The organism is Lactococcus cremoris subsp. cremoris KW2, from assembly GCF_000468955.1.
GTDB lineage: Bacteria > Bacillota > Bacilli > Lactobacillales > Streptococcaceae > Lactococcus > Lactococcus cremoris.
Map to the genome: position 1 here is coordinate 2411921 of NC_022369.1, position 15128 is coordinate 2427048.

Annotated in this window: 9 protein-coding genes, 3 tRNA genes and 3 rRNA genes; 1 reads left to right on the forward strand and 14 read right to left on the reverse strand. The window is 40.4% G+C overall.

Annotated elements, in window-relative coordinates:
- Positions 1-52 precede the first annotated feature (52 nt).
- The 5 genes from fusA to KW2_RS11655 all read right to left on the reverse strand — a co-directional run bounded on the left by fusA (position 53) and on the right by KW2_RS11655 (position 4543).
- Positions 53-2182 carry an elongation factor G gene (fusA, locus tag KW2_RS11635; RefSeq protein ID WP_011836173.1) on the reverse strand — a complete coding sequence of 710 codons (2130 nt, stop codon included), beginning with the start codon at positions 2180-2182 and terminating at the stop codon, positions 53-55.
- Between the two features lie 260 nt (positions 2183-2442).
- On the reverse strand, positions 2443-2910 hold the full coding sequence (rpsG, locus tag KW2_RS11640; RefSeq protein ID WP_003129876.1) for a 30S ribosomal protein S7: 468 nt from the start codon (positions 2908-2910) through the stop codon (positions 2443-2445).
- Between the two features lie 18 nt (positions 2911-2928).
- Positions 2929-3342 (reverse strand): 30S ribosomal protein S12, encoded by a 414-nt coding sequence (gene rpsL, locus KW2_RS11645; RefSeq protein WP_003129874.1) that lies wholly within the window; start codon positions 3340-3342, stop codon positions 2929-2931.
- A 431-nt stretch (positions 3343-3773) separates the two neighbouring features.
- Positions 3774-3935 (reverse strand): hypothetical protein, encoded by a 162-nt coding sequence (locus KW2_RS11650; RefSeq protein WP_021038038.1) that lies wholly within the window; start codon positions 3933-3935, stop codon positions 3774-3776.
- Between the two features lie 356 nt (positions 3936-4291).
- Complete coding sequence (locus tag KW2_RS11655; protein ID WP_021038039.1) at positions 4292-4543, reverse strand: hypothetical protein; 252 nt, start codon at positions 4541-4543, stop codon at positions 4292-4294.
- Between the two features lie 427 nt (positions 4544-4970).
- Between KW2_RS11655 and KW2_RS11660 the strand changes: the two genes are divergently transcribed.
- Positions 4971-6275 carry a serine hydrolase gene (locus tag KW2_RS11660; protein ID WP_021038040.1) on the forward strand — a complete coding sequence of 435 codons (1305 nt, stop codon included), beginning with the start codon at positions 4971-4973 and terminating at the stop codon, positions 6273-6275.
- 74 nt (positions 6276-6349) lie between these two features.
- Here KW2_RS11660 and KW2_RS11665 read toward each other — a convergent pair whose 3' ends face one another.
- From KW2_RS11665 to KW2_RS11705, 9 genes are all read right to left on the reverse strand, one after another.
- Complete coding sequence (locus tag KW2_RS11665) at positions 6350-7237, reverse strand: GRP family sugar transporter (protein ID WP_021038041.1); 888 nt, start codon at positions 7235-7237, stop codon at positions 6350-6352.
- Positions 7238-7362: 125 nt separating this feature from the next.
- On the reverse strand, positions 7363-7998 hold the full coding sequence (gene mnmM / locus KW2_RS11670; RefSeq protein WP_021038042.1) for a tRNA 5-(aminomethyl)-2-thiouridylate-methyltransferase MnmM: 636 nt from the start codon (positions 7996-7998) through the stop codon (positions 7363-7365).
- A gap of 143 nt (positions 7999-8141) precedes the next feature.
- Positions 8142-9083 (reverse strand): tRNA modification radical SAM protein MnmL/YtqA, encoded by a 942-nt coding sequence (mnmL, locus tag KW2_RS11675; RefSeq protein ID WP_021038043.1) that lies wholly within the window; start codon positions 9081-9083, stop codon positions 8142-8144.
- Positions 9084-9179: 96 nt separating this feature from the next.
- A tRNA-Asn gene (locus tag KW2_RS11680) sits at positions 9180-9253 on the reverse strand.
- A 36-nt stretch (positions 9254-9289) separates the two neighbouring features.
- Positions 9290-9361 (reverse strand) — tRNA-Glu (locus KW2_RS11685).
- Positions 9362-9370: 9 nt separating this feature from the next.
- A 5S ribosomal RNA gene (gene rrf, locus KW2_RS11690) occupies positions 9371-9486 on the reverse strand.
- 83 nt (positions 9487-9569) lie between these two features.
- Positions 9570-12470, reverse strand: a 23S ribosomal RNA gene (locus KW2_RS11695).
- A gap of 138 nt (positions 12471-12608) precedes the next feature.
- Positions 12609-12681: transfer RNA gene (locus KW2_RS11700), tRNA-Ala, on the reverse strand.
- 93 nt (positions 12682-12774) lie between these two features.
- Positions 12775-14321, reverse strand: a 16S ribosomal RNA gene (locus tag KW2_RS11705).
- The 16S, 23S and 5S rRNA genes sit together here with 3 tRNA genes alongside, the layout of an rRNA operon.
- Positions 14322-15128 lie beyond the last annotated feature (807 nt).

Sequence of the window (15128 nt, forward strand, 5' to 3'; positions counted from 1 at the left end):
AAAAATAACCCATCATTACTGACAGGTTATTTCATATTTTTTAAATTAAAGCTTAGTCAGCGTTACGGCCGTTTTTAGCAATAATTTCTTCTTGTACTGATTTAGGTACGTCTGAATAGTGGTCAAATACCATCATGAAAGTACCACGTCCTTGTGTAGATGAACGGAGAGTAGTTGCGTAACCGAACATTTCAGCAAGTGGAACGAAAGCATTAACGATTTGTGATTTACCGTGAGCTTCCATTGAGTTAACTTGACCACGACGAGCAGTCACGTGACCCATGATATCTCCAAGGTTTTCTTCAGGAACAGTGATTGTAACTTTCATCATTGGTTCAAGAATTGCTGGTTTCGCAGTTTTAGCAGCTTCTTTCATTGCAAGAGAAGCGGCAACCTTGAAGGCAGTTTCTGATGAATCGACATCATGGTATGAACCATCATAAAGTTTAGCTTTAATGTCAACCATTGGGTATCCAGCAAGGACACCGTTAGCCATAGTTTCTACCAAACCTTTTTCAACGGCTGGTACGAATTCACGAGGAACGACACCACCGACGATAGCATTTTCAAATTCAAATCCAGCACCTTCTTCATTAGGTGTGAATTCGATCCATACGTCACCGTATTGACCTTTACCACCTGATTGACGTTTGAAGAATCCACGTGCTGAAGTTCCAGCGCGGAATGTTTCACGGTAAGCAACTTGAGGCGCACCAACGTTTGCTTCAACTTTGAATTCACGTTTCATACGGTCAACAAGAACGTCCAAGTGAAGTTCACCCATACCAGAGATAACTGTTTCACCAGTTTCTGGGTTTGTTTCAACACGGAAAGTTGGATCTTCTTCAGCCAATTTTTGGAGGGCAACACCCATCTTATCTTGGTCAGCTTTAGTTTTAGGTTCAACCATCAATTGGATAACTGGTTCTGGAACTTCAATTGATTCAAGGATGATTTTAGCTTTTTCATCTGTCAATGAGTCACCAGTTGTTGTATTTTTCAAACCAACAGCAGCAGCGATATCCCCAGCGTAAACTGTTTGGATTTCTTTACGAGTGTTAGCGTGCATTTGAAGGATACGTCCGATACGTTCACGTTTACCTTTTGAAGTATTCAAAACGTATGAACCAGCATCAAGTGTACCTGAGTAAACGCGGAAGAATGAAAGACGTCCAACGAATGGGTCAGTCATGATTTTGAAAGCAAGAGCTGCAAATGGTTCTTCATCTGAAGCTGGGCGTTCGTCTTCTTCGTCTGTATCAGGGTTAACACCTTGGATAGCTGGGATATCAAGTGGGCTTGGAAGGTAGTCAATAACTGCATCAAGCATCATTTGAACACCTTTGTTCTTGAAGGCAGAACCAGCAAGCATTGGGTAGAAGTCAACATTGATTGTTGCTTTACGGATAGCTGCTTTGAGTTCTGCTTCAGGAATTTCTTCACCAGCAAAATATTTTTCCATGATATCTTCATCGAAATCAGCAATTGCTTCGATGAGTTTTTCACGCCATTCGTTTGCAAGTTCTGTGTATTCTTCTGCATTGAAATCCAAAGATGCCAATTCAGCGTTAAATTCGTCTGAACCTACAACAGTTTCTTTAATATCTGTACCAAGGTCATTAGTATAGATTTCAGATTTCATAGTTACCAAGTCAATGATACCGATGAAGTCATCTTCTGCACCGATTGGAATTTGGATTGGATGAGCATTAGCACCCAAACGATCTCCCAAAGTAGAAAGTGAGTAGTAGAAATCAGCACCGATTTTGTCCATTTTGTTAGCAAAAACGATACGTGGAACACCGTATTCAGTCGCTTGACGCCATACAGTTTCTGTTTGTGGTTCAACACCTGATTGAGCATCAAGAACGGTAACAGCACCATCAAGAACACGGAGTGAACGTTGTACTTCGATTGTGAAGTCCACGTGACCTGGTGTGTCGATGATGTTTACGCGATTACCTTTCCATTCCGCAGTTGTTGCTGCAGATGTGATAGTGATACCACGTTCTTGTTCTTGCTCCATCCAGTCCATTTGTGATGCACCTTCGTGAGTTTCACCGATTTTATGGATTTTACCAGTGTAGTAAAGAACACGTTCAGTTGTTGTTGTTTTACCAGCATCGACGTGGGCCATGATACCGATATTACGTGTATTAGCAAGTGAAAATTCGCGAGCCATTTTGTTCTCCTATTTGATTTTAGTCATGAGAATTTCTCATTAGTTTTATTGTATCAAATTTATGTTAAAAAATTAAAACAAAACCGAGCAGGCGAGGAGCCCAAGCCCGGTAATGTTCGTTTTTACATCAATTCGATGTTTTCGCAATCTTTTTTAGATTGTAAAGTTTATTTGCTAAGCAGAAGCGAGAAAGAAGGTTCCGAAGCGTACTCAAGTACGCGAGGGTTCTTCTGACGAAGCAGCTGCACCACAAATAGATTTTACCAGCGGAAGTGAGCGAACGCACGGTTAGCTTCAGCCATTTTGTGAGTATCTTCACGTTTTTTGACTGCTGCACCTGTGTTGTTAGCTGCATCCAAGATTTCTTTAGCAAGACGGTCTTGCATAGTGTGTTCACCACGGTTACGAGCGATTGTTACCAACCAACGAAGACCAAGAGTTGTACGACGTTCTGGACGAACTTCAACTGGGACTTGATAGTTAGAACCACCGACACGACGAGCGCGAACTTCAAGAACTGGCATGATGTTTTCCATAGCAGTTTCGAAGACTTCGAGTGGGTTGTTTCCAGTAGCTTCTTCAATTTGTTTGAAGGCACCGTAAACGATTTGAGCCGCAACACCGCGTTTACCATCAAGCATTACGCGGTTGATAAGACGAGTTACGACGATTGAGTTGTACATTGGATCTGCCAAAACTTCACGTTTTGGGGCACGATTTTTACGCATTCTTACTTATCTCCCTTCTTAAGCTTTTGGTTTTTTAGCACCGTATTTAGAACGGCTTTGTTTACGGTCAGCGACACCTGCTGTATCAAGTGCACCACGAACGATATGGTAACGTACCCCTGGAAGGTCTTTTACACGTCCACCACGAAGAAGTACAACACTGTGTTCTTGGAGGTTGTGTCCGATACCTGGGATGTACGCTGTTACTTCCATAAGGTTTGAAAGACGTACACGCGCGAATTTACGAAGCGCTGAGTTAGGTTTTTTAGGAGTCATAGTACCAACACGAGTTGCTACTCCACGTTTTTGTGGGCTTGCAAGTTTAGTTTGTACTTTTTTACGGCTGTTGTAGCCAACGTTCATTGCTGGTGATTTAGATTTAGTCACTTGAGCACGACGAGGTTTGCGTACCAATTGGTTAATTGTAGGCATTTTACTGTCTGCTTTTTATATTTTTCCACATTTCTGCGAAGCGATGAGAAATACAAAAGCATTCCTTTCTTTTTATTGGATGATTAAGATGTGAGATTGACCGTTTATATTCGTAGAAACTTAGAAAATGTTGGAGAGGAACGAAGTTCCTTGGAAACATTTGTCTATTTTCCTAGAATATGGGAAATCGAACTCAATTTCTTTTATCAATTTTTTAGTCAGTATATGGTCGCTTAAGCCAAGTTCTGACAAGAAGTTTAGCAACTTATACAAGTTCTCCTGAGAGTCCAAAGTAAAAAGTACCGTTTAATATAATATCATTTTTTATAGTGATTGTCAATCTATTTTTTAGAATAGTTGTAAAAAAGGAACTGGCATTCCTTTTTTACTTTCAATCCTTTTTTAAAAAGCGATTAAGCCTATATTTTGACTTATTTAGTTGCTGCTAGAGTCAAGGTTTTTCTGTCAACCACTCTAACCTCTCCATTTTCAAGTTTAACAATATAACTATTATTTAAAATGCTAGATTCATCTCCAGTAATAATTGTTGCAATTTGTCCGTCTGATAGTTCGATGATTTCGTCTTTTTTCATGATATATCCCTCCATGAATGTTTAATAGTCTAGCTGATGAATAGCATAAACAATGAGTAGTAAAATAAAAATTATTTCTATGATAATAGACAGTCTGTCTTTATTCATAAACTCCTTTCTAAATGGAGATAAGGTGTACTTTCAAGTACAGGGTGGGGAAAAAGGATAACATTAAAGTAACTAAGGTTCTTGTTTTAAATAGATTCTTCCAATGAATTATAAAATATTATCGGTCACTTGCCTTTAACTCCTAAATTATTCGTTTAATAGAATTAAGACTTGGAATAACATTCTTATTTTTAAGCATACTAACACTTTTCGTCTTTCTAAAATCAAGGACTAAGCAAACATTTCCCTTAGGGCTTACTTATCCATCGAATCCATTCAGGTAGCTCTGCTTTTTTAGGTTTATATCCTTTTTTAAATAAAGTATAAAAATATTCTTTAGTCAGCCGTTCAAATCTATCTAAAAACAGTTCATCTATGTTTTCATTTTTACGAAAAGTATTGACAAATGCCGTCATGACTATCGCTATTATTAGCCCTAGATAAATTAGTATAAAAAACGCAAAAAAGATTAATATCGGCCAAAATGGTACTTCTCTCATAATTTGATATTCCTTTTTTAAAATTCTAAGACACTAATATTTATTTTTTCCCCTAGTCCTAAATTACTTTTTCTTTTAGAACTAAAACAATTTCCTCATGTTTTAAAATCAATTCAAATTTTTCTCCTTTTATAATAAATTTTCATAAACATTTTAAAAATGTGGATGATCCACGCGAGTTTGTCCTAGTTTAATTTTATCACAAAATAGGTAAAATATGCCCCTGTGGTTAGGTGTCTCCTTCAATTTTTAGGGATAACCAAATTGCCTACAAAATAAAAAGCATATTCTAGATAATTGAGATTACCTTTTTTCTGACAAAAATTTGCTAGAGTTTTTCTAGCTTTTTACTTGTGGGTTTAAAAAGTGCTGATACATTATTTGAGGGCTATTTGTATCTCTTAAGTCACTATGTTATAATCAAATCATGAAAAAAATTGCAATTATTTTTTGTACTTTACTGATGAGTTTATCAGTCCTTTCGGGCTTTGCTGTCAGTGCTGATACTACTACAACAAATAACTTTACAGTTGCCGCAAAATCAGCAATTGCTATTGACGCCTCAAGTGGTAAAATTTTATACGCGCAAAATGCTGATGATGCAAGCACACGAATTGCTTCTATCACAAAATTACTGACGGCTTATTTAGTTTACAAAAATGTAGCTGAGAATAAATTAACTTGGACTACTAAGGTTCCTATTTCAGACTATGCTTATGAATTAACTCAAAATTCTAATGCTTCCAACATTCCGCTAGCTCAAAATGGTCAGTATACTGTCAAAGATTTATTGAATGCGTTGCTTCTTCCATCCGCAAATTCTGCTGCTGTCGCTCTAGCTGAAAAAATTGCTGGCTCAGAACCAAAATTTGTTGATATGATGACAAAACAAATGAAAGATTGGGGAATTACTGACAGCCATCTCGTCAATGCTTCCGGCTTACCAAATGATGATTTGAATGGTCATATTTATCCAGGTTCTGGCGCCTCAGCAACAAATACAATGAGTGCAAAAGCCGTTGCAACACTCAGTTATCACTTAATTCAAGATTTTCCAGAAGTTCTTCAAATTACTAAGAAAACAGAAATTCCTTTTGATACAGGTAATGAAGAAAAAATGACTTTAACCAATACCAACCAAATGCTTAGTGGATTTTCTACTTCAAGAACTGGTGTAGATGGTTTAAAAACGGGGTCAACTAGTTTCCAAATTGACTGTTTTGCTGGAACAACCAATCAAAATGGTTTCAGAATTATCACAGTTGTTTTAGAAGCCACAGATCCTGCCGCTGATAACTCAACACCGTTTACCCTAACAAATCAGCTAATGAACTATGTTTACGGGCATTGGCGTACAACCAACCTTGTACAAAAAAATCAATCTTTAGATGATTTTAAAGAAATTGCTGTGACTGATGGAAAAGAAAAATCAGTTCAACTTGTTGCGCCACAAAATGTCACCCCCGTTGTTCCCTACGCTACAGATGGTAGTGCTGACACGAAACCATTAGTAATCAAGTTCGATAAGAAAAAGAATGCCACAGTTGAAGCAACAATCACTAAAAATCAAAAATTAGTCACTCTTTCTACCACAGTGAAAGATAGTTTAGGCTATCTTCCAAATTGTACAGCAGAGAAGATTCCTTTAGTTGCTAAAAAAACAGTACCACGTAGTAGTGCTCCAAAAGTTTTTTGGAATCATTTTGTTAATTTTGTTAATGAAAAACTCTAAAATTTACTGACAGAAAAATTGGTCAGTAAAATTAGCGAATAAAAAAGCTGTCTATTTACTGACAGCTTTTTTTATTAACCTTTAGATTTCACAATCGCAAGTAGAATTGCTCCTGCTACGAACAAAACAATACCGATTCCAACATAAACCAATTCTTTTTTGGTTTTCTTTTCACCAAGGAAAAGAATTCCTCCGATAGTGGAAATGATGACACCCAATTGTGAGAATGAGAAGGCAATGGCATTACCAGCCGCACTAGCAGCCATGAGCATAAAGATATTACCTACGCCCCACATTGAACCAACAATCATGTTTTGATATACATATTTTTCCATTTTAATTTTGAAACGACCCATTACAAGCGCTCCAAAAATCATTCCAACTGACATTGGTAAAATGATTGTCAATGTATCAAAATGAACATTGAACCAAAGTGCTGACAAGTTATTAAACAAAATAACATAAACAACATAACCCAAAGTTGAGTAAGTTAAAGCCGTCAAACCTTTAGTATAATTACGTCCTTCTTCAACAACAGCATTTTCAGGGTCACGTTTAGCAGAAAAATAGAAACCAACCACTAAGACAGCCATCGCAATAAATCCGAGAATAAATTGAATTTGTTTTGTCCATTCATGGAAAGCAAATACACCAATTAAACCACCAATGACTAATTGGCTTCCTGAAGAAAGTGGACTTGCTACAGAAACACCCATGTATTTCATTGAATTAAACTGACCAAATTGACCAATCGCCCAAAGTAAACCACCAATAAATCCAATTAAGAAAATTTGCCATGTCAATGTTGGCATACGGAATAAGAAAACAATAAGTGCAAAAACAAAAGCGCCTAATGTCATTCCAAGTGTTTGTTGTTTAGCATCTCCACCAAATTTGTTAGCTACAAATCCGATAGAACCCCAAGCAAACATTGGAACAAGCGCGAGAAGAACTCCTTGCATGTTTATATTTACCTCTTTAAAATAGTTTTTTTACTTAAAAATTAAGCATTTCTCTATTTTACTCTTTTTTTTGGAAAAAACAAGAGATAAAAGAATACACAAAATTCATAACTGTTCATTTAAATTCATTTTCTTTTTTCAATAAGTACTAGAATTGGTGGAGTATGAATTTGATTAAGAGGTGCATAAGAAGTCACTTCCCAGTCCTTTTGTGGCAAAGTTGAAGCCCAATTAATGACAGCATTTTTTTCTTCCTCTCCTCCTTCATGACCGTAATAAATAACAAGCGCAATCCTACCACCCACAACCAACAAATCTGTCAGGGACGATAATGCTGACAGAGTCGTTTCTGCCCTTGTAACTATATTTTTATCCGTTTTAGGTAGATAACCAAGGTTAAAGATAGCAGCTTTAACCGGACTTTGAACGTAATTAATCAGTTCTTCATGCCCAGCCAAAATCAAGTCTACTGACGGCTCTGTAATAGAAACTCCATTGAAAGCCTGTTCCTTTGGTGGTAGGCTAGACTGGTCAACTGGAGAAGCTTTTTTCACTATTTGCGTCTTTATTGCTTTGTTTTCTAAACGCTTTTCTGTTGCTTCTAGGGCTGCCTCTTGTACATCAAAAGCATAGACCTTTGCTCCTAATTCTGCTAAAAAAAGCGTATCATAGCCATTCCCCATCGTTGCATCTACCACAACGTCATCAACATTTATGATGTCTTTCAACATCCAATGGGCCATTTCTATCTGTTTTAACATCTATTTACTCATCACTTTCTAATTATTTTTATATACCAATTTAAGAGATTACCGATAAGTTTGTCATTAATATTTTCCATCTTCTTACTATTATTGTATCAAACTTTGCAAAAAGAGATGAATAAAAATTCATCTCTTGTAATTTAAAAAGTAATTAGACCGCTTTTACGAACATCTTTACAGCCTTGAATACTACCGCGTCGTTCCATTTCGGCATCAATACTATTCAATACTTCCCATTTTTTCAAAGACCACATTGGTCCAATAATCAAATCACGTGGAGCATCCCCAGTCAATCGATGAATGACAATTTCTTTAGGAATCAACTCCAGCTGATCACAGATAACTTGCACATATTCCTCTTGTGACATCAGCTGTAATTTTCCCTCATGATAATCACGCTGCAAGCGAGTCTGCTTCATTAAATGGAGTAAGTGTAGTTTCACCCCTTGAATATCAGAGTCTAAAACCATACGGCGCACATTTTCCAACATCATTTCTGTCGTTTCACCTGGTAATCCGTTAATTAAATGTGTACACACATTAATGCCATGAACTCGTAAACGTCTCACAGCATCCACATAAGTTTCATAATCATGAGCACGATTAATCATATCAGAAGTTTCTTCATAGGTGGTCTGCAATCCTAAATCAATCCAAACTTCCATCCGACGGTTAAGCTCTGATAAATATTCTACAACATCATCCGGTAAACAATCTGGACGTGTCCCAATTGAAATTCCGATAACATCTGGTTGATTTACTGCTTGTTCGAATCGTTCACGTAACACTTCGACAGGGGCATGTGTATTAGTGAAATTTTGAAAATAAACAATATATTTCTTAACGCCAGGCCATTTTTTATGAAATTGGGTCACTTCAGCCGCAAATTGATCCGCAATTGGTGCTTCTGGTTCGAGAATCATATCACCTGAGCCAGAAACCGTACAAAAAGTACAACCACCATGTGCTACAGTACCATCACGATTAGGACAATCAAAACCAGCATCAATAGGAACTTTAAATATTTTTTCACCAAAATTTTTTCTTAAATATTCATTCCAAGTTGTATATCGTTTTTGCATTTTATATAATCTCTCCGTTTATCAAATTATATCAAAAAAAATCAATTATTTTCTTAAATATAATAAAAAGAGAGACCTCAAAGTCTCTCTAAAAAACTGCGGATGTCAGACTCGAACTGACGACATCATGATTAACAGTCATGCGCTACTACCAACTGAGCTAATCCGCAATAACATAAAACTCGGTTTCCCGAGTTTTAATAATATAGTCCGTACGGGATTCGAACCCGTGTTACCGCCGTGAAAAGGCGGTGTCTTAACCCCTTGACCAACGGACCATACTTTCAACTTGACCACTCGCATATCTCCCAGGGGGCAACCCCCAAGTACTTCCGCCGTAGATGGACTTAACTTCTGTGTTCGACATGGGAACAGGTGTATCTCCATCGCAATGATGACCAAATCATTAAATGTTACTTTGAACATTCAAAACTAAATAACAATTCTTCTAACTTCTAAACCATAAGCATTTTATATTTGACTCTTTTGGTAAAGTCCTCGAGCGATTAGTACTGGTCCGCTCCAAGTCTCGCAACTCTTCCACTTCCAGCCTATCTACCAGATCATCTCTCTGGGCTCTTAATTCTTACGAATGGGTAATCTCATCTTGAGGTGGGCTTCGCACTTAGATGCTTTCAGCGCTTATCCCTTCCCTACATAGCTATCCAGCCGTGCTCCTGGCGGAACAACTGGTACACCAGCGGTAAGTCCATCCCGGTCCTCTCGTACTAAGGACAGATCCTCTCAAATTACCTACGCCCGCGACGGATAGGGACCGAACTGTCTCACGACGTTCTGAACCCAGCTCGCGTGCCGCTTTAATGGGCGAACAGCCCAACCCTTGGGACCGACTACAGCCCCAGGATGCGACGAGCCGACATCGAGGTGCCAAACCTCCCCGTCGATGTGAACTCTTGGGGGAGATAAGCCTGTTATCCCCAGGGTAGCTTTTATCCGTTGAGCGATGGCCCTTCCATGCGGTACCACCGGATCACTAAGTCCTAGTTTCCTACCTGCTCGAGTTGTAGCTCTCGCAGTCAAGCTGGCTTTTACCTTTACACTCTACGATTGATTTCCAACCAATCTGAGCCAACCTTTGAGCGCCTCCGTTACTCTTTAGGAGGCGACCGCCCCAGTCAAACTGTCCGTCAGACACTGTCTCCCTGGCCGATTATGCCAGCGGGTTAGAGTAACCATAAGTCAAGGGTAGTATCCCAACAACGCCTCAATAGAAACTAGCGTCCCTATTTCAATGGCTCCTACCTATCCTGTACATGACTTACAGGTACTCAATATCAAACTACAGTAAAGCTCCATGGGGTCTTTCCGTCCTGTCGCGGGTAACCTGCATCTTCACAGGTACTAAAATTTCACCGAGTCTCTCGTTGAGACAGTGCCCAAATCATTACGCCTTTCGTGCGGGTCGGAACTTACCCGACAAGGAATTTCGCTACCTTAGGACCGTTATAGTTACGGCCGCCGTTTACTGGGGCTTCAATTCATACCTTCGACTTACGTCTAAGCACTCCTCTTAACCTTCCAGCACCGGGCAGGCGTCACCCCCTATACATCACCTTGCGGTTTAGCAGAGAGCTGTGTTTTTGATAAACAGTTGCTTGGGCCTATTCACTGCGGCTGGCTTTTACACCAGCACCCCTTCTCCCGAAGTTACGGGGCTATTTTGCCGAGTTCCTTAACGAGAGTTCTCTCGATCACCTGAGGCTACTCGCCTCGACTACCTGTGTCGGTTTGCGGTACGGGTAGATATGACTTTACGCTAGAAGCTTTTCTTGGCAGTGTGACATCAGAGAGTTCGCAACCGTAGTTGCTTCCCCATCACAGCTCAATGTTAGAGAGAAATGCATTTGACACATCTCACACCTCACTGCTTAGACCAGAATCCATTAACTGGCATCTCTTAGCCTACTGCGTCCCTCCATCACGATCATATCTAGTACTGGAATATCAACCAGTTGTCCATCGACTACGCCTTTCGGCCTCGCCTTAGGTCCCGACTAACCCAGGGCGGACGAGCCTTCCCCTGGAAACCTTAGTCTTACGGTGGATAAGATTCTCACTTATCTTGCGCTACTCATACCGGCATTCTCACTTCTTAACGCTCCAGCACTCCTCACGGTATACCTTCATCGCGGTTAAGAACGCTCTCCTACCATTGATAAAATATCAATCCAAAGCTTCGGTAATATGTTTAGCCCCGGTACATTTTCGGCGCAGGGTCACTCGACTAGTGAGCTATTACGCACTCTTTGAATGATAGCTGCTTCTGAGCTAACATCCTAGTTGTCTGTGCAACCCCACATCCTTTTCCACTTAACATATATTTTGGGACCTTAGCTGTTGGTCTGGGCTGTTTCCCTTTCGACTACGGATCTTAGCACTCGCAGTCTGACTGCCGAACATGTGTATTAGCATTCGGAGTTTATCTGAGATTGGTAATCCTAGACGGACCCCTCACCCAAACAGTGCTCTACCTCCAATACACTTACATTTCGACGCTAGCCCTAAAGCTATTTCGGAGAGAACCAGCTATCTCCCAGTTCGTTTGGAATTTCTCCGCTATCCACAAGTCATCCAAACACTTTTCAACGTGTCCTGGTTCGGGCCTCCAGTGCGTCTTACCACACCTTCACCCTGCTCATGGATAGGTCACTAGGTTTCGGGTCTACATCATGATACTAAGTCGCCCTATTCAGACTCGGTTTCCCTACGGCTCCGTCTCTTCAACTTAACCTCGCATCATAACGTAACTCGCCGGTTCATTCTACAAAAGGCACGCTCTCACCCATTAACGGGCTCGAACTTCTTGTAGGCACACGGTTTCAGGTGCTATTTCACTCCCCTCTCGGGGTTCTTTTCACCTTTCCCTCACGGTACTGGTTCACTATCGGTCACTAAGGAGTATTTAGGGTTGGGAGATGGTCCTCCCGGATTCAAACTGGATTTCGCGTGTCCAGCCCTACTCAGGATACTGCTAGGTATAAGCGCTATTTCGTCTACGGGATTATTACCCTCTTTGATTAACCTTCCCAGGTTATTCGACTATAATGCTTAAGTCCACGTTGCAGTCCTACAACCCCAAGAAGCAAGCTTCTTGGTTTGCCCTTCTTCGCGTTCGCTCGCCGCTACTTACGAAATCGTTTTTACTTTCTCTTCCTGCAGGTACTTAGATGTTTCAGTTCTCTGCGTTACCTTTACATGAGCTATGTATTCACTCATGAATAACTGCTAGTAGCAGCTGGGTTTCCCCATTCGGAGACCTAGGGATCAATGCGTACTTACTGCTCCCCCTAGAATATCGTCGTTAGTCACGTCCTTCATCGGCTCTTAGTGCCAAGGCATCCACCGTGCGCCCTTATTAACTTTGCCATGATGATTTATAATCATCGTTTTTCAAGTATAAGTTTGTAAATTCTTTAAAATTCACAGCTTTTGGTTTATTTATCGTTATTAGATATTGTTATTTAGTTTTCAATGTTCAAGTGATTTTAACGTCTTGTCTGACAATGGAGCCTAGCGGGATCGAACCGCTGACCTCCTGCGTGCAAAGCAGGCGCTCTCCCAGCTGAGCTAAGGCCCCACAATCAAGAATTTGATTCTTGCTTAGGTTTATGACTAAACCCCTCAAAACTGAATAAAGTTGAATGCTCACGTCTTTGTATATATTCCTTAGAAAGGAGGTGATCCAGCCGCACCTTCCGATACGGCTACCTTGTTACGACTTCACCCCAGTCATCGGTCTTACCTTAGGAAGCGCCCTCCTTGCGGTTAGGCAACCTACTTCGGGTACTCCCAACTCCCGTGGTGTGACGGGCGGTGTGTACAAGGCCCGGGAACGTATTCACCGCGGCGTGCTGATCCGCGATTACTAGCGATTCCGACTTCATGTAGGCGAGTTGCAGCCTACAATCCGAACTGAGAATGGTTTTAAGAGATTAGCTAAACATCACTGTCTCGCGACTCGTTGTACCATCCATTGTAGCACGTGTGTAGCCCAGGTCATAAGGGGCATGATGATTTGACGTCATCCCCACCTTCCTCCGGTTTATCACCGGCAGTCTCGTTAGAGTGCCCAACTTAATGATGGCAACTAACAATAGGGGTTGCGCTCGTTGCGGGACTTAACCCAACATCTCACGACACGAGCTGACGACAACCATGCACCACCTGTATCCCGTGTCCCGAAGGAACTTCCTATCTCTAGGAATAGCACGAGTATGTCAAGACCTGGTAAGGTTCTTCGCGTTGCTTCGAATTAAACCACATGCTCCACCGCTTGTGCGGGCCCCCGTCAATTCCTTTGAGTTTCAACCTTGCGGTCGTACTCCCCAGGCGGAGTGCTTATTGCGTTAGCTGCGATACAGAGAACTTATAGCTCCCTACATCTAGCACTCATCGTTTACGGCGTGGACTACCAGGGTATCTAATCCTGTTTGCTCCCCACGCTTTCGAGCCTCAGTGTCAGTTACAGGCCAGAGAGCCGCTTTCGCCACCGGTGTTCCTCCATATATCTACGCATTTCACCGCTACACATGGAATTCCACTCTCCTCTCCTGCACTCAAGTCTACCAGTTTCCAATGCATACAATGGTTGAGCCACTGCCTTTTACACCAGACTTAATAAACCACCTGCGCTCGCTTTACGCCCAATAAATCCGGACAACGCTCGGGACCTACGTATTACCGCGGCTGCTGGCACGTAGTTAGCCGTCCCTTTCTGGGTAGTTACCGTCACTTGATGAGCTTTCCACTCTCACCAACGTTCTTCTCTACCAACAGAGTTTTACGATCCGAAAACCTTCTTCACTCACGCGGCGTTGCTCGGTCAGACTTTCGTCCATTGCCGAAGATTCCCTACTGCTGCCTCCCGTAGGAGTTTGGGCCGTGTCTCAGTCCCAATGTGGCCGATCACCCTCTCAGGTCGGCTATGTATCATCGCCTTGGTGAGCCTTTACCTCACCAACTAGCTAATACAACGCGGGATCATCTTTGAGTGATGCAATTGCATCTTTCAAACTTAAAACTTGTGTTTAAAGTTGTTATGCGGTATTAGCATTCGTTTCCAAATGTTGTCCCCCGCTCAAAGGCAGATTCCCCACGCGTTACTCACCCGTTCGCTGCTCTTCAAATTGGTGCAAGCACCAATCTTCATCGCTCAACTTGCATGTATTAGGCACGCCGCCAGCGTTCGTCCTGAGCCAGGATCAAACTCTCAAATAAAGTATTTAAGTCACCGAAGTGACTGGCTTGTCTTTCATTATTGATTGACAGATTTTTGATGTATTGCTACATCACATGAGTCATTCTTCTTTATTCAGTTTTCAATGGTCTAGCTTGTCGCGCTTCAACGCTCGTCTCTCGCGACAACTATTATATTCTATCAAACCTATCTCTCCCTGTCAAGAATTTAATGTGGCTTTTTAGAATTTCTTTCCCTTTTGTTCGTTTTAATCTACTTATGTATCCGTTTTAACTTAGGCTAGCAAACAATTGGACCTCTTCTTATTTTTTTTATTATTTTTTTATTTTCTAATTAAATTAGTGCTAAAACCTTCATAAATTTCATAGAATAACCCTTTTCTTTTAGAGTGATTTCTTAGATTAGTAATTTTTTTGTAGCAGTCTTTTCGATTTTTAATGCTTAAATTTTATTCTTTATATAGTAGAAAGTTAAAATTATGATGATTTACTCCTTATAAAGCTAATAGTTTAGTTGATTTAGCAAATATCCACAAAATGGGTTGAGCTTGTCAAAAAGCTGTGATTAATCTTTTTTAATTTTTTTGTTTTCCACAGGTATTTTGCTCTTAATTTTGCTATTTTTACCTCTGGGGATAAGTCTGAAAAACATTACTATCATTTGCTATTTCCTGTGGATAAAAAAAGTTTTACACATTATCCACAAATTTGTTAATAACTTTTTCAGATGGTGGAAAACTTTCTTTTGTTAATTTCAACAGACTGTGGAAAAATATAAAGTGAAATGATATAATGAGTTATCAACAAACTAAAAAGTAAAGGAGTAAT

Coding starts and splice junctions, on each gene's coding strand:
- fusA (WP_011836173.1), bottom strand. CDS start 2,182: ATGGCTCGCGAATTTTCACTTGCTAATACACGTAATATCGGTATCATG.
- rpsG (WP_003129876.1), bottom strand. CDS start 2,910: ATGCGTAAAAATCGTGCCCCAAAACGTGAAGTTTTGGCAGATCCAATG.
- rpsL (WP_003129874.1), bottom strand. CDS start 3,342: ATGCCTACAATTAACCAATTGGTACGCAAACCTCGTCGTGCTCAAGTG.
- KW2_RS11650 (WP_021038038.1), bottom strand. CDS start 3,935: ATGAAAAAAGACGAAATCATCGAACTATCAGACGGACAAATTGCAACA.
- KW2_RS11655 (WP_021038039.1), bottom strand. CDS start 4,543: ATGAGAGAAGTACCATTTTGGCCGATATTAATCTTTTTTGCGTTTTTT.
- KW2_RS11660 (WP_021038040.1), top strand. CDS start 4,971: ATGAAAAAAATTGCAATTATTTTTTGTACTTTACTGATGAGTTTATCA.
- KW2_RS11665 (WP_021038041.1), bottom strand. CDS start 7,237: ATGCAAGGAGTTCTTCTCGCGCTTGTTCCAATGTTTGCTTGGGGTTCT.
- mnmM (WP_021038042.1), bottom strand. CDS start 7,998: ATGTTAAAACAGATAGAAATGGCCCATTGGATGTTGAAAGACATCATA.
- mnmL (WP_021038043.1), bottom strand. CDS start 9,083: ATGCAAAAACGATATACAACTTGGAATGAATATTTAAGAAAAAATTTT.